This is a genomic window from Botrimarina hoheduenensis (genome assembly GCF_007859815.1).
Classification (GTDB): Bacteria; Planctomycetota; Planctomycetia; order Pirellulales; family Lacipirellulaceae; genus Botrimarina; species Botrimarina hoheduenensis.
Genome location: NZ_SJPH01000003.1, coordinates 51,287 through 73,412 on the forward strand (window position 1 = coordinate 51,287; position 22,126 = coordinate 73,412).

20 protein-coding genes and 1 riboswitch are annotated in these 22,126 nt (G+C 64.7%); of the genes, 6 read left to right on the top strand and 14 right to left on the bottom strand.

The annotated features are described in order from the left end of the window. Positions 1-272: 272 nt before the first annotated feature. Together Pla111_RS17185 and Pla111_RS07440 are read right to left on the bottom strand one after the other, a co-directional pair. Positions 273-566: a hypothetical protein gene (locus Pla111_RS17185; RefSeq protein ID WP_197524850.1), complete on the bottom strand. Its 294-nt coding sequence runs from the start codon at positions 564-566 to the stop codon at positions 273-275. A 288-nt stretch (positions 567-854) separates the two neighbouring features. Beyond that, positions 855-2,093, bottom strand: coding sequence for an inositol-3-phosphate synthase (locus tag Pla111_RS07440; protein WP_146572936.1), 1,239 nt, complete (start codon positions 2,091-2,093; stop codon positions 855-857). A 158-nt stretch (positions 2,094-2,251) separates the two neighbouring features. On the opposite strand from Pla111_RS07440, the gene Pla111_RS07445 reads away from it, so the two are divergent. From Pla111_RS07445 to Pla111_RS07460, 4 genes are all read left to right on the top strand, one after another. Then, entirely contained in the window at positions 2,252-3,547 is a 1,296-nt protein-coding gene (locus Pla111_RS07445; protein WP_391581017.1) for an amino acid aminotransferase, read from the top strand. A 278-nt stretch (positions 3,548-3,825) separates the two neighbouring features. Continuing rightward, the gene (gene glgA / locus Pla111_RS07450; RefSeq protein WP_146572937.1) at positions 3,826-5,313 is read left to right on the top strand and encodes a glycogen synthase GlgA; all 1,488 of its coding nucleotides are present in this window, start codon (positions 3,826-3,828) and stop codon (positions 5,311-5,313) included. A 119-nt stretch (positions 5,314-5,432) separates the two neighbouring features. After that, positions 5,433-6,368, top strand: a complete 936-nt coding sequence (locus Pla111_RS07455) for a galactose-1-phosphate uridylyltransferase (protein WP_146572939.1) — start codon at positions 5,433-5,435, stop codon at positions 6,366-6,368. Between the two features lie 349 nt (positions 6,369-6,717). Next, positions 6,718-8,949 (top strand): alpha-amylase/4-alpha-glucanotransferase domain-containing protein, encoded by a 2,232-nt coding sequence (locus Pla111_RS07460; RefSeq protein WP_146572941.1) that lies wholly within the window; start codon positions 6,718-6,720, stop codon positions 8,947-8,949. Between the two features lie 79 nt (positions 8,950-9,028). Here the strand turns inward: Pla111_RS07460 and bioD are convergent, their stop codons facing one another. Both bioD and Pla111_RS07470 read right to left on the bottom strand, forming a co-directional pair. After that, positions 9,029-9,760 (bottom strand): dethiobiotin synthase, encoded by a 732-nt coding sequence (bioD, locus tag Pla111_RS07465; protein WP_146572943.1) that lies wholly within the window; start codon positions 9,758-9,760, stop codon positions 9,029-9,031. A 52-nt stretch (positions 9,761-9,812) separates the two neighbouring features. After that, a complete protein-coding gene (locus Pla111_RS07470; protein WP_146572945.1) occupies positions 9,813-10,700 on the bottom strand; it encodes a shikimate dehydrogenase family protein in 888 nt (295 codons plus the stop codon). Positions 10,701-10,838: 138 nt separating this feature from the next. Here Pla111_RS07470 and Pla111_RS07475 point away from each other — a divergent pair, with 138 nt between their 5' ends. Then, on the top strand, positions 10,839-11,678 hold the full coding sequence (locus tag Pla111_RS07475; protein ID WP_146572947.1) for a hypothetical protein: 840 nt from the start codon (positions 10,839-10,841) through the stop codon (positions 11,676-11,678). 22 nt (positions 11,679-11,700) lie between these two features. Here Pla111_RS07475 and Pla111_RS07480 read toward each other — a convergent pair whose 3' ends face one another. From Pla111_RS07480 to Pla111_RS17445, 7 genes are all read right to left on the bottom strand, one after another. Next, on the bottom strand, positions 11,701-12,492 hold the full coding sequence (locus Pla111_RS07480) for a class I SAM-dependent methyltransferase (protein ID WP_231930814.1): 792 nt from the start codon (positions 12,490-12,492) through the stop codon (positions 11,701-11,703). Beyond that, positions 12,489-12,713, bottom strand: a complete 225-nt coding sequence (locus Pla111_RS07485) for a DUF5522 domain-containing protein (RefSeq protein ID WP_146572949.1) — start codon at positions 12,711-12,713, stop codon at positions 12,489-12,491. The genes Pla111_RS07480 and Pla111_RS07485 overlap by 4 nt, the downstream gene beginning before the upstream one ends. Next, positions 12,710-13,534: a hypothetical protein gene (locus Pla111_RS07490; protein ID WP_146572951.1), complete on the bottom strand. Its 825-nt coding sequence runs from the start codon at positions 13,532-13,534 to the stop codon at positions 12,710-12,712. The genes Pla111_RS07485 and Pla111_RS07490 overlap by 4 nt, the downstream gene beginning before the upstream one ends. Before the next feature lie 11 nt (positions 13,535-13,545). Further along, positions 13,546-14,421, bottom strand: a complete 876-nt coding sequence (locus Pla111_RS07495; RefSeq protein WP_146572953.1) for a hypothetical protein — start codon at positions 14,419-14,421, stop codon at positions 13,546-13,548. Next, positions 14,418-15,251 carry a DUF1559 domain-containing protein gene (locus Pla111_RS07500; RefSeq protein ID WP_197524916.1) on the bottom strand — a complete coding sequence of 278 codons (834 nt, stop codon included), beginning with the start codon at positions 15,249-15,251 and terminating at the stop codon, positions 14,418-14,420. The genes Pla111_RS07495 and Pla111_RS07500 overlap by 4 nt, the downstream gene beginning before the upstream one ends. A 144-nt stretch (positions 15,252-15,395) precedes the next feature. Further along, a riboswitch (cobalamin riboswitch) is annotated at positions 15,396-15,644 on the bottom strand. 27 nt (positions 15,645-15,671) lie between these two features. After that, complete coding sequence (locus Pla111_RS07505; RefSeq protein ID WP_197524852.1) at positions 15,672-16,892, bottom strand: permease; 1,221 nt, start codon at positions 16,890-16,892, stop codon at positions 15,672-15,674. An 84-nt stretch (positions 16,893-16,976) separates the two neighbouring features. After that, on the bottom strand, positions 16,977-17,180 hold the full coding sequence (locus Pla111_RS17445; protein ID WP_231930816.1) for a hypothetical protein: 204 nt from the start codon (positions 17,178-17,180) through the stop codon (positions 16,977-16,979). Between the two features lie 172 nt (positions 17,181-17,352). On the opposite strand from Pla111_RS17445, the gene Pla111_RS07515 reads away from it, so the two are divergent. Further along, a complete protein-coding gene (locus tag Pla111_RS07515) occupies positions 17,353-18,516 on the top strand; it encodes a hypothetical protein (RefSeq protein ID WP_146572961.1) in 1,164 nt (387 codons plus the stop codon). Here Pla111_RS07515 and Pla111_RS07520 read toward each other — a convergent pair. The 3 genes from Pla111_RS07520 to Pla111_RS07530 form a co-directional block, all read right to left on the bottom strand. Then, complete coding sequence (locus Pla111_RS07520) at positions 18,500-19,333, bottom strand: prohibitin family protein (RefSeq protein ID WP_146572963.1); 834 nt, start codon at positions 19,331-19,333, stop codon at positions 18,500-18,502. The genes Pla111_RS07515 and Pla111_RS07520 overlap by 17 nt on opposite strands. A gap of 160 nt (positions 19,334-19,493) precedes the next feature. Then, entirely contained in the window at positions 19,494-20,705 is a 1,212-nt protein-coding gene (locus tag Pla111_RS07525) for a glycosyltransferase (RefSeq protein WP_197524854.1), read from the bottom strand. Positions 20,706-20,761: 56 nt separating this feature from the next. After that, entirely contained in the window at positions 20,762-21,319 is a 558-nt protein-coding gene (locus Pla111_RS07530; RefSeq protein WP_146572967.1) for a hypothetical protein, read from the bottom strand. Between the last annotated feature and the right edge of the window lie 807 nt (positions 21,320-22,126).

Genomic DNA, 22,126 nt, shown 5'->3' on the forward strand with positions numbered 1-22,126 from the left:
CGGTGTCATCCGCGAGAGCGGCTCCAACATGCTTCTCTAACGCTAATCATCTTAAGCACTTACGCTGTAAAGGGCAATCGCCGGGCGGTCATCCGCCGCGCGGCGAAGACCGCTCTGATGGCCCGCTAGAGGCCACGCCACCCGTCGAATAACGGTCAAACCGAGGTTCCGGGCAGATCGTGGAGTGCGCGTAAAGCAGCACGGGCCAGCACCCGCTCAGAAGAGCTGGTGCTGGCCCGTTGCTAAATCAACAGCCTTTTCAGCAAAGCTGCTTACTTCTTGGCCGCGGTCGCCTTCTTCGCGGGGGTCCGCTTGGCGGCCGGCTTAGCGGCGGTCTTCTTGGTCGACTTCTTCGCGGCAGCGGCCTTCGGCGCGGCCTTCTTGGCGGCCGGCTTAGCGGCGGTCTTCTTGGTCGACTTCTTCGCGGCAGCAGCCTTCGGCGCGGCCTTCTTGGCGGCCGGCTTAGCGGCGGTCTTCTTGGTCGACTTCTTCGCGGCAGCGGCCTTCGGCGCGGCCTTCTTAGCGGCCGGCTTCTTGGCGGTCGCGGTCTTCTTCGTAGCTGCCATTTTGAATGGCTCCTTCCCTGGGGGCGCCCGGTGTAGTTCGAGCGTCGCCTCCCCGGGCGCATCACATGGAGAGACAAACGCTTCCTGGTACCGCTTCAATCGGCATCAACGGAGGTTTCCGAATAGGCCGATCGCCAGGTCTGCGCGCATTGAAGCAATTGGTGGCGCGCCGCGTCAATAGGAGATCAGGGAAACGCGGGGACCAAGGGTGGGTTGCGTTGGTCGCGCGCTCTTGTGAGTCACCATACCCTGCGGACTGCCACTCCGCGGCGCGACCGGCTGTCGTAATCATGGCACGCTCGAACGCTCAAGCCCCGATACCCACGCGCGGAGCCGCTCAAACTGAACGCCAAAGTCATCCGAGACAGCCCCCTGCGGGCTCTTGAAGAACGCCGCGAGCGCGTTGATCGGCCCCGCCTCGCCGCGCTCCTCGGCGAGCGTTATCAGCCGAGCCAGGTCCAGCACCAAGGGTGCCGCCAGGGCCGAGTCGCACCCCTGCCACGTGAACTGAAGTGTCATGGGAACCCCGAGAAATCCGCGGAAATGAACGTGATCCCATGCCGTTTTCCAGTCGCCGAGGCTGGCGATCGGCTCGATCGAAACGAGACTCTGCGGGGCGTACCCCAGCAGCCGGGCGAGCAAGGCGTCTTTGCTGTCGATCTTGGAGCGCTTGTTGTCAGGGTCCGCGAGGACCGCGCCATCGCGGTTGCCCAACAGGTTGTGTCCCACCCAGCTCTCCACGCGCAGGGCGCGTTTGGCGAACATCGGCGCCAGCACCGACTTGAGCAGCGTCTCGCCCGTCTTGCCGTCCCGACCCGCGAGGGGCGTACCACAGGCGACCGCCCGCTCTTCGAGCGCCGCGCACGATGCCCCCAGCGACGGTGTAAAATTGATGAGCGGCATGCCGCTCTCGATCGCCGCTAGCGCGTACAACGAACTCGCTCGCAGGGGGCAAGATTCGGCGCGATCGAGCAGCGGGTTGAGCTGATCCCAAGTTGTGGGGAGCGTGTCGGCGGGCGTCGGCGGCTCGGTCGAACTGAGGATCGCCACCACAACTTGATCCAGCTGGTTACTTTCCCGGAATGCTATCAAGTCGGCCTTGATCTGTTCGACCAGTGCGCGGGGGGTGGCGGAACTCGTAGGCGATCCGGGGGTAAGGGCGTCGATTGCCGTCCCGCTACGGAACCGTACGCCCGGCCTAATCCGACGATCGATCGCATCAAGCGTGGTCGCGTGGCGGTCGGCCAACCCGACCGGTAGGGCCCCGTTCTGCCTTTCCAGTTCTCGGGCCGCTTCGAGCAGGGTGCCCGCGCGCACTTCATGGCCGCCGAGAACCCAACTGCTCCAGGGAGCCTCTTGATTCCACGAGGGAAAGTCGGGGCCGGCCAAAAGCGGAGACTCGGTAACGAGCCCTACCGTTGCCGCCTCGCTGCCAGCCCGCGCGAGCTCGGCGAGGCCGACAGCGACGGTCGCCGCGACACCCCCTCGAGCCCCAACTAACCACAATCCGCGTTTTTTCGCGACCATCGTACTTCTTTACCCCGTTCGTGCTTCGCAAAGATGCTGACGACGATCACGGATAGCACAGAAGCGGTCCGCCAGATACCGGGCGACGCCCGTCGAAGCGGGACGGAACCGGCCGATCACGCGGACCGACGCCCCGGCGAGCGGGTACCGACTCGGCCGTGGTGGAACTAAACTACCGGGTCGCCCAAGATTCGCTCGCGGGCATCCCTGATTTGCTCTGCTTAGCACGGCGTTTTTTCTCGCTACTGGCCTTCGTGACGATGTTCGAAACCGTTCAAGCTGCTCCTGTCGATCCGATTCTGGGCCTCACGGACGCCTATAAGGCCGATCCGGACCCCAACAAGATCAACCTGGGGGTCGGCGTCTACCAAGACGCAAACGGCGTGACGCCCGTCCTGCCCTCGGTTGTCGAAGCAACGCGTCGGGTCGTGGCGGCTGAAAAGACAAAGTCCTATCTGCCGATTCCCGGATCGCCGCAGTACGGAGCCGCGGTGCAGCGTCTGATGCTCGGTGCCGAGCACGAGGTGATTGCGTCCGGACGGGGCTCAACCTCGCACACCCCGGGGGGAACCGGGGCGTTGCGTGTGGTGGGAGACTTCCTCAAGCAGAATCTGCCGGCCGCGAAGCTGTGGCTGACCGACCCCACCTGGGCCAATCATCCGGCGATCTTCGCCGCCGCGGGGGTCGCGACCGATTCGGTCCCCTATTTTGATTCGGCCACAAATGGTTTGGCCTTCGACGCCCTGCTAGCGAAACTCCGCACCCTGCCGGCCGGAGACGCGGTGCTCTTGCACGGATGCTGTCACAATCCCAGCGGCATCGACCCGACCGTGGAACAGTGGCAACAGATCGCCCAGACGCTCGCGGAGCGGGGCGTCTTGCCGGTGCTCGACTTCGCGTATCAGGGGTTTGGAATCGGTCTGGAAGAGGACGCTCAGGGTCTGCGCGAGTTCTGTCAGACCGGTGCCGAGCTGATTATCTGCAGCTCGTTCAGCAAAAACTTCGGGCTGTACCGCGAGCGTGTCGGTGCCGTCACGTTCATCGCCGCCGATGCCGATCGACGCGATGTGGTCCAGAGCCAGGTCAACCGCGTGATCCGCACGCTCTACTCGAACCCGCCGGCCCACGGCGCAGCGCTGGTCCAGACCATCCTGGACGACGACGCGCTCGCCACGCAGTGGCAGGCCGAACTGGCAGAGATGCGCACCCGCATTAACGGTATGCGGACGCTCCTGGTGAAAAAATTGGCCGAGCACGGCGTGCCGGGGGATTACTCGTTCATCGAAAAGCAGCTCGGCATGTTTTCGTTCAGCGGCCTCACCAAGCAGCAGGTGGAGCGCCTCAAGCAGGAGCACTCCATTTACATGGTGGGCTCGGGTCGGATCAACGTCGCGGGGGTCTCTGCTGCGAATGTCGATCGGCTGTGTGCGGCAATCGCCGCGGTCTGCGGCTGAACCGCGGACCGGACGCCCCCCCAATGCGACGGCTGCTCGCGGGCTTTCGCTCTTAACCACAGGCGGTGAGCCCCGTTTCGGCACGCGTTGGGCGTCCGGTGAGCGCGATTCTGACGCCTGACCGGGCCCCGTTGTTGTTAGTCGGGGTTTGGCGAAACGGAACGACTGCATAAACTTGGGCGACTGGGCCGACTCTTCTCTTCAGCGGGGACCTTCCCGCACGCCGGTGGCGTTCCTCCCCCCGCTGTCCGATCTTCCTCCCACCACGGGACCCGTCCGTGAACATCCTCTTCGCGACGTCCGAAGCCGTTCCGTTCTGCAAGACCGGGGGCTTGGGCGATGTCGGTGGTGCTCTGCCACTCGCTTTGAGCAAGATCGGGCTGCGACCGACCGTCGTCCTGCCCGCTTTTCGCCAGGCGCTTGAGTCGGGTCAGCCGCTGGAGCGGACCGGGGAACGCTTTGAGGTGCAGATCGGGCCCAAGCGGGTCGCGGGCGAGTTCCTGCGCAGCCGGTTGCCCGGCAGCGACGTGCCGGTTTACCTGGTCGAGCAACACGGGTACTTCAACCGCGACGGCCTGTACGGCGACGCCGGAGGCGAATACCGCGACAACGCCGAACGGTTTGTGTTTTTCTCACGCGCGGTGCTCGAAGCGATCGAACGCTTCGATCTCCAGACCGACGTGCTGCACTGCCACGATTGGCAAGCCGGCTTACTGCCGGCGTACGTCAAGACGCTGTATCGCAACCGACCGGTGATGGAACGCTTGGCGACGCTCTTCACGATCCACAACCTGGGTTACCAAGGAAGCTTCTGGCACTGGGACATGGAGCTCACAGGGCTCGGCTGGCAGCACTTCAACTGGCGTCAGCTGGAGTTCTACGGACAGCTCAACTTCATGAAATCGGCTCTGGTGTTCGCCGACGCCATTAGCACGGTCAGCCCGCGCTACGCTCACGAGATCCAGACCCCGCCGATGAGCTGCGGGCTTGAAGGTGTGCTCCAGCACCGCCGCGAGGACTTGTTCGGTATTCTCAACGGGATCGACGAAGACGTATGGAACCCCGCGATCGATCCGCACATCGCTCAGAAATACTCGGCGGATAACTACGCCGCCGGAAAGGCCGCGTGTAAGCGTGCCCTGCAAGCCGAAGTCGGTTTGCCACAACGGGACGATGTGCCGCTACTGGCGAGCGTCGGACGGCTGGCCGATCAGAAAGGCTTCGATCTGATCGCCGAAGTCTTGCCCCGCATGGCCCAATCGCTTGACGCGCAGTGGGTGCTGCTGGGATCGGGCGATCCGCACTATGAGCAGTTGTTGCAGCGACTCGCGGCAGAAATGCCCGAGCGTGTCGCGGTACGGATCGGCTTCTCGAACGAGCTGGCCCACCGCATCGAGGCCGGGGCCGACATGTACCTCATGCCCAGCCGTTACGAGCCCTGCGGGCTCAATCAGATGTACAGCCTCAAGTACGGTGCCGTGCCGATCGTGCGCGAGACCGGCGGCCTGGCTGACACGATCGTCAACACGACCGAATCGACACTCGCAGCGGGGAATGCCAACGGTTTCTCGTTCGCCGACGCCTCGGCCTATGCCCTCTCGATGGCGATCGATCGGGCGGTGCGTGTCTATCGTCAGCCCGACGTGTGGCGTCAGTTGGTAACGACCGGCATGGAGCAGGATTGGTCGTGGGACCGTAGCGCCGGGCAGTACGCCGAGCTTTACAAGCGGGCGATGGACTGCGTCGGTGCGCCAGCGATGGCTTGACGCGCCCGTTGGACGCCGATTGTCTGTGAGAGACTCGGGAGCCCGCCGAGTGTGGGCTTTCCCCCTCTCCCCCTGTCGCTGTCGCTGCTGCCGCTCTGTTCCCACCCTAACCGCGCCGCATGCTGCGCGCCAGGTGTTTCTTGACCGATCCAACTATCAGCCACTGGGTCGAATCCCAAGCGACGGGCCGGCGCGTACGGATCGCGCCACGCCGCGACGCTCGGCCGAGCGATTTCTCGCCCCATGCCGAGCGGCGCTGCCCGTTCTGTTGCGGTGCCGAGGGAGATACGCCTCCCGAGATCGAACGGATTGCCGACGACAAGGGCGGCTGGCTAGGTCGGGTCGTGCCCAACCGCTACGCGGCCTTCGAGGCCCCCGACGGAGCCCAAGAGGTGGTCATCGAGTCGCCCCGGCACACAAAGCGCTTTGTCGATCTCGCGCCGAACGAAGCGGCTGCCGCCGTATCGCTCTGGGCCCGCCGACTGACCTACTGGCGCGCGCAATCCTCAACAGGCTACGAGCTGGTATTTAAGAACGAAGGGGCCGCGGCCGGTGCCTCGCTTGAACACACCCACAGCCAGGTGGTGGCACTCCCGGCTACACCGCCCGGCTACTCCCCCGCTGGGTCTACCAAGCTCGCTCGCGACGCGCAGGAAGAAGAGAGTCTGCGTATCTTGGCTGAGAACGGGCTGGAGGCGTTTGCTGCACCGACGCCCCGCTTCGCCTACGAAACGAGTGTGGTGGCGGAAGAAGCCCGCCAAGATTTTTCCCATTACGTTCAGAGCGAAACTGCCAGCCACCTCGCGGAGCTGTTACGGCAGGTGTTGCTCGGCATCCGGACGGCGAGCGGCTTCGACGCCTTTAACCTGATGATCGATGCCCCCCGGGGCGGCTTACCGTGGCGGATCGATATCACGCCCCGACACGCAGTCATGGCCGGTTTCGAGCTGGCCACGGGCATGTGGATCAACGCAACGCCCCCCGAATTTGCCGCCAAACGATTGCGTGAAGCGCTAGAAAACGATCGCCTGAGCAACGGGCAAGGCGGCCGCTAAGGGCCTGTCCGAAAGGGATATCGGCATCTCCTGAGATGACGTAATCAAAGGCAAAGCCTGCTTTCGCCCCGCGTAGCGCCTCCCAGCGGTAACGGTCAGGTAAGCCAGCGGATTGGCAGGCGAGCCTGCGGGTCGCCCGACGTGGGCGGTTACGATCGCACGGATTCGTTCGCCTTCGTGCTATCACGGACGTGGACGGACCCGACCGAAGTTCAGTAGGATTGCGGTTGTGCCGATCAGGGCAGCCGTTCGATCACCCTCGAAAGGCGTGGCGGCTTGCTGTATGCCCCCCAACCGGCTCTCTACCCTTGCCCCTCTCGATTCTCTCGCCCGACTGCGCTGCAACCCTATGAGTGAACCGCTCCGGCTTGTGCTGGTTTTGCACAACCATCAACCGATCGGCAACTTTGACGGGGTCTGTGAGCAGGCCTACGAGGACAGCTATCTGCCGTTTCTCGATGTCTTCGAGCAGTTTCAAGGGCTGGCCATCGGCCTGCACACCAGCGGATCGCTGATGGAGTGGCTCGCGGAGCGCCATCCCGAGTACCTGCACCGTCTCGCCCGACTGGTGAGCGAAGGCCGGATCGAGGTGCTGGGCGGTCCGTTCTTCGAGCCCATCCTGACCATGATCCCCTCGCGCGATCGCGTCGGGCAGATCCGCCGCTACACGGAATGGCTGACCGAGCGACTCGGGGCCAAGGTCCGCGGCATGTGGATGCCAGAGCGGGTTTGGGAGCAGTCCCTCACGCGCGATCTGGTCGAAGCGGGGATGGAGTACACCATTCTGGACGACTTCCACTTCAAGAACGCCGGCTGGACCTCCGATGAGCTGCACGGTTACTACCTGACCGAAGAGGACACGCGGCTGCTGTCGGTGTTCCCCGGCAGCGAGCGGTTGCGCTACACCATTCCGTTTGCCGAGCCCCACGAGACGATCGATCACCTGCGGCACGTGGCCGCGGTCCAGCCCGGCGCGATCGTCGTGTTTGGCGACGACGGCGAGAAGTTGGGCACGTGGCCCAACACCAAGGACCATGTCTACAAGAACGGCTGGCTGAAGCGCTTCTTCGAGGCGCTGCAGGCCAATCGCGACTGGCTGAAGCTGACAACTCCCAGCGAGGCCCTCGACGCGATGAGCCCGCTCGGCAAGATCTACATTCCGGAAGGGAGCTACCGCGAGATGACCGAGTGGGCGCTGCCCGCTCGGCAGCAGAATCTCTTTCACGATGCGAAGCACCAGCTGGAAGACGAGCACCGCTGGGAAGCGATCGCTCCGTTCGCCCGGGGCGGCTTCTGGCGGAACTTTAAGGTTCGGTATCCCGAGACCGGCGACATGTACGCGCGCATGCAGATGGTCAGCCGACGGCTGGCCGAGGCGCGGGCCGATCAGCCCGAGCCAGGTACGCCGTCGTCCGATCGGCGCTGCGAGCTGCTCGATCATGCGACGACCGCCCTCTACCGCGGCCAATGCAACTGTAGCTACTGGCACGGAGCCTTCGGCGGCGTCTACCTGCCCCACTTGCGCCACGCGGTTTACAACCAACTGATCGCCGCCGAGAACCTTATCGACCAGAGCGAGGGACGCGGCCTGCCAACCGCGACCGGTGAAGCCCCCGCCAATGAATGGGTCGAGCTCGATACGGACGACTACAATCTCGACGCCCGGCAAGAGGTGCGTTTGGCCTCGAATCGGTTAGTGGCGTTGCTCGCTCCCCAAGAGGGTGCCGAGCTGTACGAACTCGACGTTCGCGCGATCTGCTTGAATGTCGGTGCGACACTGGCCCGCCGCGAGGAAGCTTATCATCGCAAGGTGCTCGCCGGCCCCTCAGCAGCAGGGGGCAACGTCGCGAGCATTCACGAGCTGGTCGTCTTCAAGCAAGAGGGTTTGAACGAACACCTGCAGTACGACGAGCGCTGCCGGCGGAGTCTGGTCGATCACTTCTACGACCTCGACACCCCGTTTGAAGGGGTGCGGCGCGGCGAGGCCCGCGAGGCGGGCGATTTTGTCGGGGCTCCCTACGAAACCAAGCTCCGCCGCAAGCCCGAACGCATGCAGGTGCTCTTTACCCGCGACGGCCACGTCGATGGGCATCCGATTCGCCTGACAAAGGGGGTCACGCTCGATGCGGGCAGTGCCACGCTCGAGATCGCGTATCTCTTGGAGGGTCTGCCGAATGAAAGGCCGCTGCACTTTTCCACCGAACTGAACTTCGCCGGCCTGCCGGCTGGTGCTGACGATCGCTTTTTCTACACCACCGACCCCAACGATTCGCTCGGGAACCTGAGCACCACGCTCGACCTGGGCGACCAGACCGAGCTGCACGCGGTCGATAACTGGCTGGGGATCGATATGGGCGTGGTCGCCGATCGGCCGACCTCGTTCTGGACCTACCCGCTCTCGACGGTCAGCCAGAGCGAAGGGGGCTTCGAGCTGGTGAATCAGTCGGTTGTCATCCAGCCGCACTGGATCCTGCAGGGCGACGCGAACGGGCGGTGGAGCGTAGCACTGCGTGTCACGGCCGACACGAGCCTCGCTGAGCAGCGTGCCCTCGAAACGGTCGCCGAGGTCGCCACGGTCTGACCGCTCCGAGAGCGATCGAAGGCCGGCTCGGCCAGCACGCTATCCGACGACCGCCCGGGGCATAACGCGCTCTGCCGGTCTATTCGTGTTCGTGATGACCGTGATCATCTGAGGGGCGTTCCGCCTCGGTCGCAACCGCGACCCAATCGATCGACCGCTCGAAGCCGGCGTTCCACGCGACGCAGCCCAACAGCGGCGGGCCCACCCGCTCGACGATCTCGGCGGCGTTGCTCGCATGGCTGGCGTCGGGCGTCGGACTCACGTCGTTGAGAACCACGCCGGCGATACGCAGCTCACCCCGATTGGTGAGCGAGTCAATCACGCTGGCGGTGATCACCGTGGTCAGCGTGTCGTGGATCACCCCCAATCGATTGGGCGCGACGATCACAAGCGGCAGGCCCAGGTCGATCGCCAGATCGGCGTTGTAGTCGTCCTGTGTCAGCGGCGACATCAATCCGCCGGCACCTTCGACGATCATAAAATCGCAAGCGTCGCGCCACCTTTCAAAACCCGTACGCAACAGGTCGCTGTCGACCTCCTGGCCTTCGGCGCGGGCCGCGAGGTGCGGGGCGATCGGTGCCGCAAAGAGCTGGGGGCAGACCGCGTCGAGCGCGAGCGGGCGGCCGGCGGCTTCCCATAGCGCCACCGCGTCGTCGGCCACCAGCTTCCCCTGCACACGGCGGCACCCGCTCGCGACCGGTTTGTACACGCCAACCCGCAACCCCTGCGCCTTCAGGTGCTGAGCGATCTGCGCGGCGACATAAGTCTTACCGATCTCGGTGCCGCAACCGGTGACGAAGATTCCCTGCATAAGAGGTCCGCGAAAAAGCTCAGTGGAAAAAGGCGGGCAAACTTCCGAGCGTTCACAGACCCAGAAACTCTTCGGCCGCGTCACGCAGCACTTCACGATCAACGGACTCACCCGTCCAGGCTTCGATGGCGAGCGCCGTCTCGGCGACCAAGACGGGCAGACCATCGAGGATGCGTGCGTCGCGCTGCACCGCCTTGAGGAGCAGCGGAGCCCGTTTCGAGCCCACCCCGAGATCCACCACCAGTTGGTTGGCGAGCATCTCGGGAGCGAGCGTCGCGGCAACCCGATCGTTGTCGTTCTTGGGCCAGTCGGCCACCGAGATAAACCAATCAACGGATTCAGGCGTGTCGAACCAGCCGGGCTCCCAGGCGGTGGCACGGACTTCGGTCGGCCGCGCGCCGGCAGCGGCACGCTCCTGGAGCGCCAAGACGAGCGCGGGGCCCGCTTGTTGCGATCGGTCCGCGATCGCGAGCAACTCGACCCCGCGCTCGATGAGCACATCGGCAACACTCCGGGCCACGCCCCCCGCGCCGAGCAAGACGACGCGTTTACCGGCCGGATCGCCCGCCTCGCCCAGAGTGTCGGCAAGGGCCTCGACCAGCGCGGGTCCGGTGGCGTCGTCGGCCTGGAGGACCCCATCGTGCCGGGTGAGGTGCGTGGCGCGGCCCGTGCGGATAGCCCGCTCGGTAAGCTTCCACGAACCGTCCTCGGCCTGTGCCGCGGCGTCCTGCAGGACGCCGCGGAGCCTGACGCCACGAAATCCCAAGGCATCGAGCCCCGCCAACGCGTCACCGATCCGGTCGACAGGGGGCTCGAACGAGAGGAACCGCCATTCGACGCCCATCGTCTCGAGCGCACGCTCGATCATAAAGTGCGACGGATCACCGGCAACGGCGTCACCGACCAAGCAGAGCTTCTCTAGCAGGTTCGAGTCAGGCACAGACGCGGCAGAGATCGGGCGATGAAAGGGGGCCAAGGGCCGGGTTGGAGCGATTCTCCGGCCCGGCAGACCGATTCTCGCTGCTCAGGCGGCGGGCCGCAACGCGCCCCTTGGCCGCGGAGCAGATAGCATGGAGGAATGCTGGCCGCCCGCTACCGCCGACTGTGGAAACGCCGTTTCAGGCGCCGGCCACTCCTGCCGTTCTTGCTAGCGGCGACACTGGCGATCGATCTGGCTTTGACGGCGGCCGACATCCATCAGAATCTGTACGCGGCCGCATTTTTCCTGGCGCAGATGAGCCTGCTGGCCATGTGGGTCGTGAGCGCCACGCGGGGTGTGGTGCTCCGCGGGGCCGTGACGATCACGGCACTCGTGCTGCTCATCGAGCTGTTTTTCCGGATCAGCGATCAGACCGATGCCGTGCTCGGACCCGCGTTGCTCGGGGTGATGGCCAGCAAACTTCTGACGGCGGGGCTGGTGTCGGTTGTGCACCGCGCTACCTGCCCTACCCTCACACCACGCCCACGCTTGCGGTTCTCGATGGGGACGCTGCTCGTCTCGGTCTTCTGCGTCGCGCTCGTTTCGAATGCGGTTCGCAACGGCGATTGGTCCGCTATGTCGGATAAGAGTTTCTTGCAGCTGGTTGGCGGCGAAGCGATTGTCGTGCTGATCATGGCCAGCCTGCACTACTTATTCCGCCGGCGGCGACGCACGTGGTTTCTTGTTGGTCTGCCCGCCGCATGCCTGCTGATGGCGGTTACGGCACCACTGAACCTCTACACACAACAGGTGCTTGTCTACTCGTGTGCGCAAGCGCTCGTGATGGGCATCTGGCTCGCCTCGATCAGGGTCGCCCGCCGTGACGTGGACAGAACGGGCTCGACTTGGCCCCCCGAGGAAGCCCCCCTGCCGTTGGAGCAGCGCACCGACGATGCGGCCCCCGTAACACTGCCGCTGCGGATCGACTTGCGTGTCTAAGGAGATCCGCAAGCCCCCACGGTCAGCGCTTGGTGTCCCGTGCGACACGCCGCGCGAAGAGGCGCACGTAAGGAGCCACATAGCGGCTGCGGATGCCGTGATCGCCCGGCTCGGCGGCGTGTGATGGTTCGAGAAGATCTTCGATCACAAAGCCGGCCCGACAGAGGCCGCCGATGAGCGTCTGCCAGCGGTGCAAGAACTCCAGGGTTCCTGGCTCGCGCGTTCGGCACGGGCCCGCAGCCGGCAGAGGGCCCGAGTGATAGTAAGAAGTCTTTAGCAACACTCCCTGAGGTGTTGCATGAGCTGCTGCCTGCAGGCTGGTGGGCGACTTGTGCTGACTGACGTACAAGCCGTCGTCGCGCAAGACGCGGGCAACCTGGGCGTACACGGGCAGCACGTCGGGCACGTAGCAGGTGCTGACCGGTTGGGCGACGGCGTCGAACGAGCCCGCCGGTAACTCGCCCAGATCGTTCATCGAAGCGCAGAGCAGATGGATCCGCAACCCGCGCGCATGGGCAACTCGCTCATCGCGCCGCAGCATCGCGGGGCTGATATCAACCACGGTCACGTCGGCCCCGGCGGCGGCAAAGAGGGGGCCCTGCCGCCCCCCGCCGGCGGCGAGGCAAAGCACGCGCTTGCCGTGGAGCGTTCCACCCAGCCCACGGCGTAACCAACCCTCAGGATCGACCGCGGTCGCCGGCTCGGCGAAGTCTGACTCCGTGGCCGCGGTCGTCAGCGCAGCGCCCGCTTCGGCCAGCTCGTTCCAAGCTTGACGGTTGCGCTCGATCACCATCCGATCGTGATCCAGAGTCACAACTTGTCCTGCCTAACACGCCCCGCCGAGACGCAACGCAAACCGCGGGAATCGGCATCGGGGGCGATTGCCGCTGGATCGCCGGATCCGTAAGGGCAGTGACGGCAACCGCTGCCGCAACAGTATCCACGCCGGAGGTGGAACGCGGCAGTAAAGACGACGCATCCCGACTCAACGTAGTAGTCGGGCGCTTCGTCCGTTGATCCTGTTGCGCTGCTCATCGGCGCGGGTTTCCTGACACCGAGTGCGTGCGGTACGACGCGATCGTCCCCGCCGCTAACGCAACGAGCCACACCGCCGCCGGCTCGGGAATCGGCCGCAAGACGGCGATCGCATCGATATCGAGGCCCCCGCCCGCCGAGGCCGTGGGAAACGGATCGTTGATCGGGTTGCCTAGCAAATCGAATGTGCCGAACTGCGGGTCGAGCGAACCTACCGCGTCGATGATGCGGACCTGGGTCACGGCGTTGATGTCCAGCAGCGGAGAAACGCCCGCGAGTTCGGCCAGATCGAACGCCGTGCCGACTCCCGCCGGATGTTTGCCAACCAGGTTACGAATATCGCGGGGATCGAGGCCGTCAAACGCACCGAGTTGGGTGGTTGTCGGCGTGAGCGAAACCGAAGCGAAGCGAAAGAAATTCGTGCCATCGCTGCTGACTTCGACGAAGCCGAGTTCTGCGAACAGGATGCCATTGAACGCAAAGCTATTCTCGAACACCGCAAAGTCGGGGCCCGCGCGGTCCGCCAGCGGAGCGTCGAACGCAACGGTGATCGAACCGCCGTCGCCCAGGCTGACAACCTTCGTGAAGTCGGCGTCAGCGTCGGAAACGCCCAGGGCATTGTTTTCAACACCAAAAGAAGCGAGCCCGTTGGCCGGATCCGCGATCGAGCGCGGTCCCCGAACAAACTCCACCACCGAGGTCGCCCAGCGCTCCACGCGCAGATCGGTCGCGGCGACGCCATCGAGGGCCGGATCGTAAGGCCCGGCAACCAGAGGAGTTATGAGGAACAGGCCGCAGAGGGTGCTCAGCAAGTGTTTCATAAGAAGTGGTTTCATAAAGAAGTGACTAATCTAGGTGAATCCGATGACGCAGCGCTCCGCCTGGCAGAGCGATGCCTGTTCCGGTTGGTAGCGACAGCAGCGATGCCGAGTAGGGCGCAGACGATCGTGGCGGGTTCCGGCGTAGAAAGTGCGGTACCGCCGGTGCCGAAGTTGGCGACCCACACGTCGTAGTCTGCCGGCGTTAGCCCGTCTGGCATACCGACGGCGTCTCGCCACACGGTGTAGTCGGCCACGTCGACCAACTGGTCGTGGTTGAAATCACCGGCGAGAGAGGGGGGCTCCGCGGCGAGGAGGTTCATGGCGAATTCGTCATAGTTGTTTGTCAGCGCGAAGGCGAAGCCGTGCCATTGCCCATCGCTTAACACGCGGCTAGAAGCGCCCACTTGCGACGACTGCCAAGCCCCCGCCGCCGAGCGAACGCCGTAGTGCCAGTAGCCGTCTTCCCAACCTTCGCTGTATAGGTCGCCCGGTAGAGAGGTCGCTCCATCCGAAGGTGCTGTCATCGCCAGTCCGTGGGCGTCAAACAGGGTTTGATCGCTGATGGCGAACTGACCATCCGCGTTGAGGTCGTATCCGAGGCCAATCACCGCGGCACCGTTCGCACCGATTCCCGCCAGCTTGGCGTACAGGCGTGGGTCCGCCGAGATAGCGCTGCGGAGCAGGTCTTCCCCCGTAGCAACGCCGTTCCAGCGAAACCCCCAGACGAGGGCCTCATCGGCGATCGAGGCACCGTCCCAATCGATTGCCAGCGCCGCGCGGTACGCGCCTGCGCCGCTCCACAGGCGGATGTCATCGAACGACGAGACCGTCGCCGAGGCAGGCAAGCTCGTGTGGCTCAACACCAGCAAAAGGACTAGACGCTTCATCGGGCGTGGTCCTCTCCGGCGCGTGTCAGCCAGGCGTTGAGCACGGGTTGCGGCGTGGCGTCGGCGAGCCAGCGCACATGCCCCTCGCAGGCCACGGCCAGCGCGCCGCCCGGGTGAGCGCTACCCAAGTCGCCGCCGAGGCTCGAGGGGGCGTTGATCGGCGTGGTTGCCTCTTGGGCGAAAACGTTATGGCCGTTGATCCACACCGTCTCGGGAATCCGGCGGTTAAGCAGTTCGGCAACGGCCAGCGTGTGGCTCAAGCCGTCGGTGATGTCGGCCAGACGAACGGGCTGGTCGTAAACGAGCACGCCGAAACTAGCCGCGTCGATCCCATAGCCGGCTCCTGCCGCGCTGCCTTCGAGTCCATAGATGCCGCCGTAGTCGGTGTAACCACAATTCGACCACTTCGCCGAGGTGTCGGCGTAGCGCTCCGAATCGTCACTAGGGCAAAGAAACTCGGCGATCGTGATCGCGACCGCCCGATTGCCCATCGAGCGTGCCGGCTGGGTGAAGTCGTATGCGTCGAGCAGTGCCTGTTGTTCCAGGTACGGCAACAGGTGCGTGTTCCACGAGGTAAGCCGTCCTGCCGGAAATTGATCGCAACCAACGCACCCAACCGGCAGTTGTCCGGCATCGCTAAAGGCAACTAGCGCCAGGCCAACCTGTTTCAAATGGTTCATGCATTGTGTGCGACGGGCCGCCTCGCGGGCGGCCTGAACGGCGGGTAGCAAGAGCCCCACTAGCGCGCCGATGATCGCCACCACAACCAGCAGCTCGATGAGCGTGAAGGCGCAGCGCGAACGGCAAATCTTGCTGGGTCGGGTCGCCATCGACCACGCCTTTCCGGCTTCTGCAGCCAAAACCGCACTGCCAACCCGCGTCGTCGCAACGCAAAGCGTTGCGGGCATCGACTACGGATTGGGAGCTGTACAGCCTTTGCTACACCACGACGCGACCGCCTTCCCTCGAAGCGGATCGCATGCCAAGCATTGGTAGGTCTTCTGACTCCCGAGCCCGCAGTCGGACCTGCCTTCTCACAGAGGGGTCGCACGCGCTGCGGGCGAGAAACTTCTGCAATGGCCTGCTGCCGCAAGAAACGGCAAAAGTGGTCCGGCGGTGGATGCTCGGTTACAGCGGCGGGGCCGTCCCGGAGTCGCACCGGGTTCCCTGTTACGTCGTCTTGCTGAAGGGGCAAGACGACCACCAACGCACGGCCCGCAGTGGAACGATCAGGGGCCCGTGTGTCAAACCTAAATCTTGCCCTGCACCGTAAACCCCGCGGCCGTGACGATTTGCGTCACACGTTCGGTACTCGCGTCACCGACGACTTCAGCCACCGCGGGCTTCAGTTGCACATGCGCTGTCGCGATCTGGGAGTCGGCGGTCAGCGCCCGCTCGAGTTTTTCCACGCAGCTGCCGCAGCGCAGCCCGCTGAGCGCGTAACGCTGCGGCGCGGAGCCATCCGCCGGCGGCTTTCGGCGAGAGGCAACCACACGCTGCACGTCTCGCCAAGCGAACCGCGCTAACCATAACGCCAGCACGATCGCGAGGGCTTGGTGCCAACCGGGAATCAGGTGGGCCGCATGATCGTGTGTCACGGCAGCGCTACCGGCAAGCGGGAGCCCGAGGGCTTCGTAGAACAATCCGCCCGCCACACTGCCCCCGATAATGGTCGCCAAATAAATGGCCGTGGCCTTCCCGCCGAGCCCTCGCCACAGCGCCGCGATTGTCGCGGCGTTGGTCGCGGGGCCCGCCATCAGAAACACCAGAACGGCCGCGATCGGCAGCCCGGCCGCGGCAAGCGCCGCGGCAATCGGAACCGACGCAGTAGCGCAAACATAGAGCGGTGTCGCGGCGAGGAGCGTCACGCCGATCGCTGCCAGGCTTCCTTGCTGCGCGAGCCCCGTCAGCGACGTCGGCGGGAGCCACGCCCCCAACGCCGCCGCGATCAATACGCCAGCGACCAGCCACCGCCAGATCGAGGCGAGCACCTCATCGGCATGGTCTAAGGCGTCGCGCCAACCCGCTTGGCGGGTGACGACCGTGACGGGTTCGAGAATCGGCAAGCGAGGTTTCTCATGCGCGAAGCGGTTCGCCAGCCAGCCACCAACCATTCCGGTTGCGAGCGCTACCAGCACCTTGAACAGCGCAAAGGGCCAGCCGAGCATCGAGCCGGTCACCATCAGCGAGTCGACCCCCGTCTGCGGCGTGCTGATCAGAAACCCGACCGCGGCACCAACGCCGGCTCCCTGTCGATGGAAGCTCAGACCGACCGGCACGACACCGCAGGAACACAGGGGCAGTGGCACGCCGAGCGCAACCGCCTTAACGACCCCGAGCCGCCCGTTTAGCTGCCGCTCAAGGAACCCGGGGGGCAACAGGGCGTGCAGCAAGCCGGCAATGGCCGCCCCCAAGAGCAGCCAGGGCGCGAGCTCGCACCAGACGATCCACAGTTCGACTAAAAATGCCAACCGATTTGCCTCGCTTTCCAGTGGGATCCCCCCGATCATACGCTCATGTGCCGCCGCGTGTCTGCGGCGGCAGCAACAGGCCCGCTAACGGACGCCGAGCGCCGCTGCCGCAGACCATTGCCCCCCGAACCGTTTGAGCCGCGCGATGCACGACACGCCCACGCGTCTTCCTCGTCCTGCGGCCAGCGGCGGATCGGTGCTGCGGTTCAGCTGCCCGACCTGCGGCAAGGCATGCACCGCCCACGCGGCAGCGGTTGGCAAGCGCGCGCGCTGCAGCTCGTGCAACACGGACCTCGTGATCCCGCCAGCCAGCCCGAAGCCAACCAGCCCGCCACCGGCACCCGCTCGACAACCGTTTACGTCCCGCGCGCGCTACACGCTCTCGTGCGGCCGGTGCGGCACGCGTTACTCGGTTTCAGGTCAACCGGTGGGCGCGAAAGTGTCGTGCCCCGATTGCGGGGTGGCAAACCTCGTAAGCTCTGAGCCTGATAAGCCCTCGAAAGCGCAACGACCACCGGCGCTGGACCAGACGCAGTACGAGCTCTATGAGGGAGAGGATCAGCCCTGGGGCGTTCATCTGGCGGACCAAGCGCCGCGCCACGTATCCGTCGTGTGCCAACTGTGCGGCACGCGAATGGACGTGGCCGAAAAGCACCTCGGCAAGCAGCTCGTATGCCCCGACTGTGGCACCAAGACACGCATCGCGGTGCAGCCCCCCGCCGAAAAGACCAAGGCCCCACGGCTGACCGACGAGGCGGTGGAAGTGGAAGCAGCGCAGGAAAACACGCTCGCCCGCTTCACCGTGGAAGAGTACCTCAGCCGCTCCCGCCTGGGTCAAGAAGTGGCTTCAAGCCGTGGTGCGGCTGCGCCTCCGCGTGAGGCTCCCTCCGGCGCACTCTATCGCCGAGCGTTCACGTGCTGGAAATCGCCCGGGCTGATCGCGGTTTGGCTGACGGTATCCGTGATGGGGATACTGGTCTTTTGCGTGCTTGGCGGGAGTGTCGGGGGCGGAGCGGGGGTCGTCTCGCTGGGCCTCGGTGCGATCGCGGGGGTGCTGCTCCTGGTCGTTCTGCTCGCCATCAGCGTGCTCGTGGCGGGGGTGTTGGCGAAGATCTTGATCGAGCTGCTCAGTGAATCAAGCGTTGGCGGCGACCGCGTACGGGAGTGGCCCACCACCGACGCCAGCGAGTGGCTCGGGCCGTTAGTGACGCTCGTCGTAGCGGGAGTTGTTGCTGCTGCGCCAGCGCTGTTGCTGCTGGGCGGTATCTTGCCCGGCGGCGCACCGCGACTGGTGTGGCTGAGTCTTTGGCTCGGCTTTCCGCTGGTGCTGCTCTCGCAGCTCGAGAGCGGCTCGGTGTGGGGCGTTCTTTCGCCGCCGATCGTACGAACGCTCAGCAGGTTTCCCCTGCGGTGGATCGCCTTCTACGCGCTGAGCTATCCGCTGGTCTGTGGCCCGTGGGAGCTGGTCGCCGAAGTCGCCGCGAACCGCAGCATGAAATGGATGTACGCGCTCATCCCGCTGAGCCTATTCGCGACGATCACCTATGCCAGGGTCTTGGGCTTGCACGCCTGGGTGCTCGAAAGCCTCGATCGTTCGTCCGCTGACGCTAGCGACTCGGACTAGCCGCTGGCAGCGGCATCATGGGCATCGGCATGGTTCCCTCGCCGCCCGAATAAACCGGCAAGCGGCCATCCCAGCGTTCGATGAACCGCAATTGCAGCACCTCGGGGGTCAGCGTCGCACGGAGCATCTGCTGCGCTTCGGCTTCCGCCCGCGCGCGGGCTAGCTCGGCTTGGGCTTTGCCCTCGGCCTCGGCTTGCGCCTGCTCGGCTTCGATCCGCACCTTGTCTAGGTCATTGCGGGCGCGGAGGGCCGCTTGCTGCGCCACCTGCTTCTGCTCGATCGCCTGATTGAACTCGGCGGAGAACTCAAAGTCGATGATCGAGAGGTCCGTCGGGATCAGGTCCTTCGACAGCAGCCGGGCGATTAGATCGTCTTCCATTTCTTGGGCAACCTCCGCACGTCGCGTGATCAGCTCCTCGGCCGTGTACTTGGAAGTGGTGGCCTTGATCGATTCTTGCAGGGCCGGCTCGACGATGGTCTCGGGATACTGCGGTCCAAGCTTCTCAAAGATCAGGTTCGCTTTTGTCGCGTCGATGCGGTAGTTGAGCGCGATCTTCGAGGTAACGATCTGGAGGTCTTTGCTGCTGGCGGTCGCCTCGGCGACGACTTTCTTAACGCGGGTGTCCATGGCCACGATGTCGGTCATGACCGGCACCTTGAATTGCAACCCGGGTTGCACAAGCAGGTCTTGGACCGCGCCAAAGTGACGGACCACGCCCACCGTGCCCGACTCGACGATCGCAACGCCTTGCGTGGCTACCAAGCCGACAGCAACCAAGAGGGCAAGAAAAATTACGGCGGCAGGATTGGCTTGCATGGGAGTTCACCTAAGGTGAGTCGGCTAAAAACGAGGTTGCCCGTGGCGCAACGAGGCACTTGAAAGCGGCAGAACGCGGTAGCGCACAGCAGCGAGGTCCGTAGTGATTCGCCAAGTGTCTCAGGATATTGTCACCGACTCGGCGGTGTAGCAACACCCGCTATGAGGCTTCGGCGACCACTTGCGCGTAAAGCGCAAGGTATTCGTCCGCCAGACGGTCCGGATCGAGCCAGCCGAGCAACCGCTCCCGCCCGTTCGCGGCGGCGCTGCGGGCGGCCGGCAGGTCGGCCAACATCTCGCCAAGCGTCTGCGTGATTGGCGCGGACGAATCCTCGGTGATGCGGGCTCCGCACCGCTCAATCTCGCGCCAGATATCGACCTGACGGGTCGTGAGCGTTGGCAGGCCGCAGCCCATTGCCTCCACCAACACGATGCCGAAGTTCTCTTGGTGAGTCGGCAAAACAAACACGTCGCACGCCTGATAGAGCGACCACTTCAGCTCGCCGCGCACCATGCCAAGAAAGTGGATCCGCCCCGCTACGCCAAGCGACTCGGCCAGCCGCTGGAGCGTTGCGACGTAGGCCGGATCACCGGGACCGGCGATCAGAGCGTGCGTTGGCTGACCCGAGGCGGCGAGCGTGGCGACGGCCCGGATCAACAGGTCGATCCCCTTCTTGGGATCCACCCGGCTGAGGAACAGCAGCCGCGGCTCGCCGGCCACCTCAGCCTCAGCGATCGCGGGGAACGCCTCGCGGGCGGCTTGCGGTCCCGGCAGCGAACCGTACGGCGAGGTGTCCATCAAGAGCGGCAAGACAACCGGCCGGGCACCCGGGATCCATTTCATCGCCTGATCGCGCTCGGCCTCGGCGGTGAAATGGACGCGGGCGGCTCCCTCGAGCATACGGCAACCCGCTGCGGCAAGAAACAAGCGTTTCTTGAACGCTTTGCCCGCCATGCACCAATCATCGAGCATGCCATGAACGCTCACAATGTACGGCCGGCCAGCAGCCCGTGCGGCGGCGGCGATCGCCAAGTTAAAGGGGTCCCATGGCGTGTGCAGATGGAGGACCTCGGCCCCGGCAATCAGCCGCGCCAAATCGTTGGCCGATCCGCGCGGGCGCAGCAGGGGCGACATCCGTCGGTCGTGGGTTACGACACGCGGAAACCGTCGATCGGACTGAGCCCACTCGGGCGGGACATCGGCGGGATCGCTTGTGGCGAGCGTGACCTCGCTGCCTGCCCGAGCAAGCCCTTCGACCAGATCCAACACCGCGCGCACCACTCCGCCGGCTTCCAGACGCAGAGGGCCCACGTCGTGTAAGCACCGGATCGGCCGTGGAAGGTTGGCCTTAATGCCCTCGGTATCAAGCACTTGCGTTCTCTCCGAAACCGCGCTTCGGGCACCAATCGGGGGGGGGAACTGACCGCTCACGCGTGGTTGACTTGTTTCACAACCCCGGACCGACGCAACATCAACCCCGCGACGATACCTCCCGCCAAGGCTAAGCCGGCGGCGATCAGCGCAACGTTGCGATACGTCCTATGAAGCGCGATCGCCTGCTGGGCAAGATCGATCTGCGGTTGCAGATCGTCAACAAAGCCGAGCGAAGCGAGGGGCTGATAGCGCTGGAGCCACAGATCGTAGGATTGCGCCGGCGAGAGCCCTTCGACTCCCACGCTAACGCTTTTCAGATAGCCGGCCGTATCGACTTGGGGCGGTGCCGGGGGCTCGTTGGCGTTGAGCCAGCCGGCCGCCGCGAGCAGAAGGGCGGCCAAGATGGCACCGATCGCTAGGACCCCCTGAGCGGCCCCCCACGCCGACGGGCGCTCTTCGATCGACTCTACTTCGGGCAAGTTGCGGAGTTCCCGCAGCCGAGGAACCACAACCGAGGCTCCGCAGTCACAGGTGACGACCCCCCCCGCCTGCGAAACATTAATGCGGAGGGACTGACCGCAGGGGCAAGGGAGCAAATAGGCGACAGACACGACAGTATCAGGGGGGCGAGAGCGTTGGCGGGGAAAAAGTCAGGAATCGGAGCCGGAATCGTGATCGTGGGCGGGATGACGGGGAGCGGGTCAACAAACCTCAAGCGAGGGCACGCCCCGCAGCCGACCGACTCCGTAGCCCGACTCCGCCGCCGACTCGGCAACCGACCATGAGCCCTTCGGACGTCTGGTCAGAAACCACCACGATCACGATCCAAAGTCTAGACCAGCGCGTAGCGGCGAGTATAATTATGCCGACTGACAGGGTCAGAGCGAGGGGTTACGGAGTGTTGAGGTGAACTGAACGCGAGGCGGACCGCCGACAGCGTAAGCGAGTTTCTCCGCGGTCCGGTTTCCCCGCCAACCTGTTGCCACCCCAAGCTTACCTCCCACGCCCCAAGCGGATAGCGACCCAAGCTGTTAGCGACCCAAGCTGTTAGCGACCAAATCGATTAGCGAGCCAATCAATTAGCAAGCCATGCCGTTAGCGGTAGCGCAGCGTTCAGAGCGTTACGACCTGGGATTGGGTGCGACCTGCACTCCGCAGACTCACCCGCAGACTCACCGACGGACTCAAGCGTACAGCGTCCTGACCCGTTCCGGTCTCACTTCCAGGCGTTATCAGGGCGATCGCGAGTAAACCTGCCTTCCGAGGGAATGATAGCAACAGCTGGGCTGCGAGACGGCATCCGATTCAAGGAGCACGCAAACCAAACTAACCCCGGGGCTGCGAGCCTCCGTTTACCGCAAAGATTCTGGGGAGCGAGGCTCGATAGACACCGACTGACTTTAGCTAATCGTCCCATT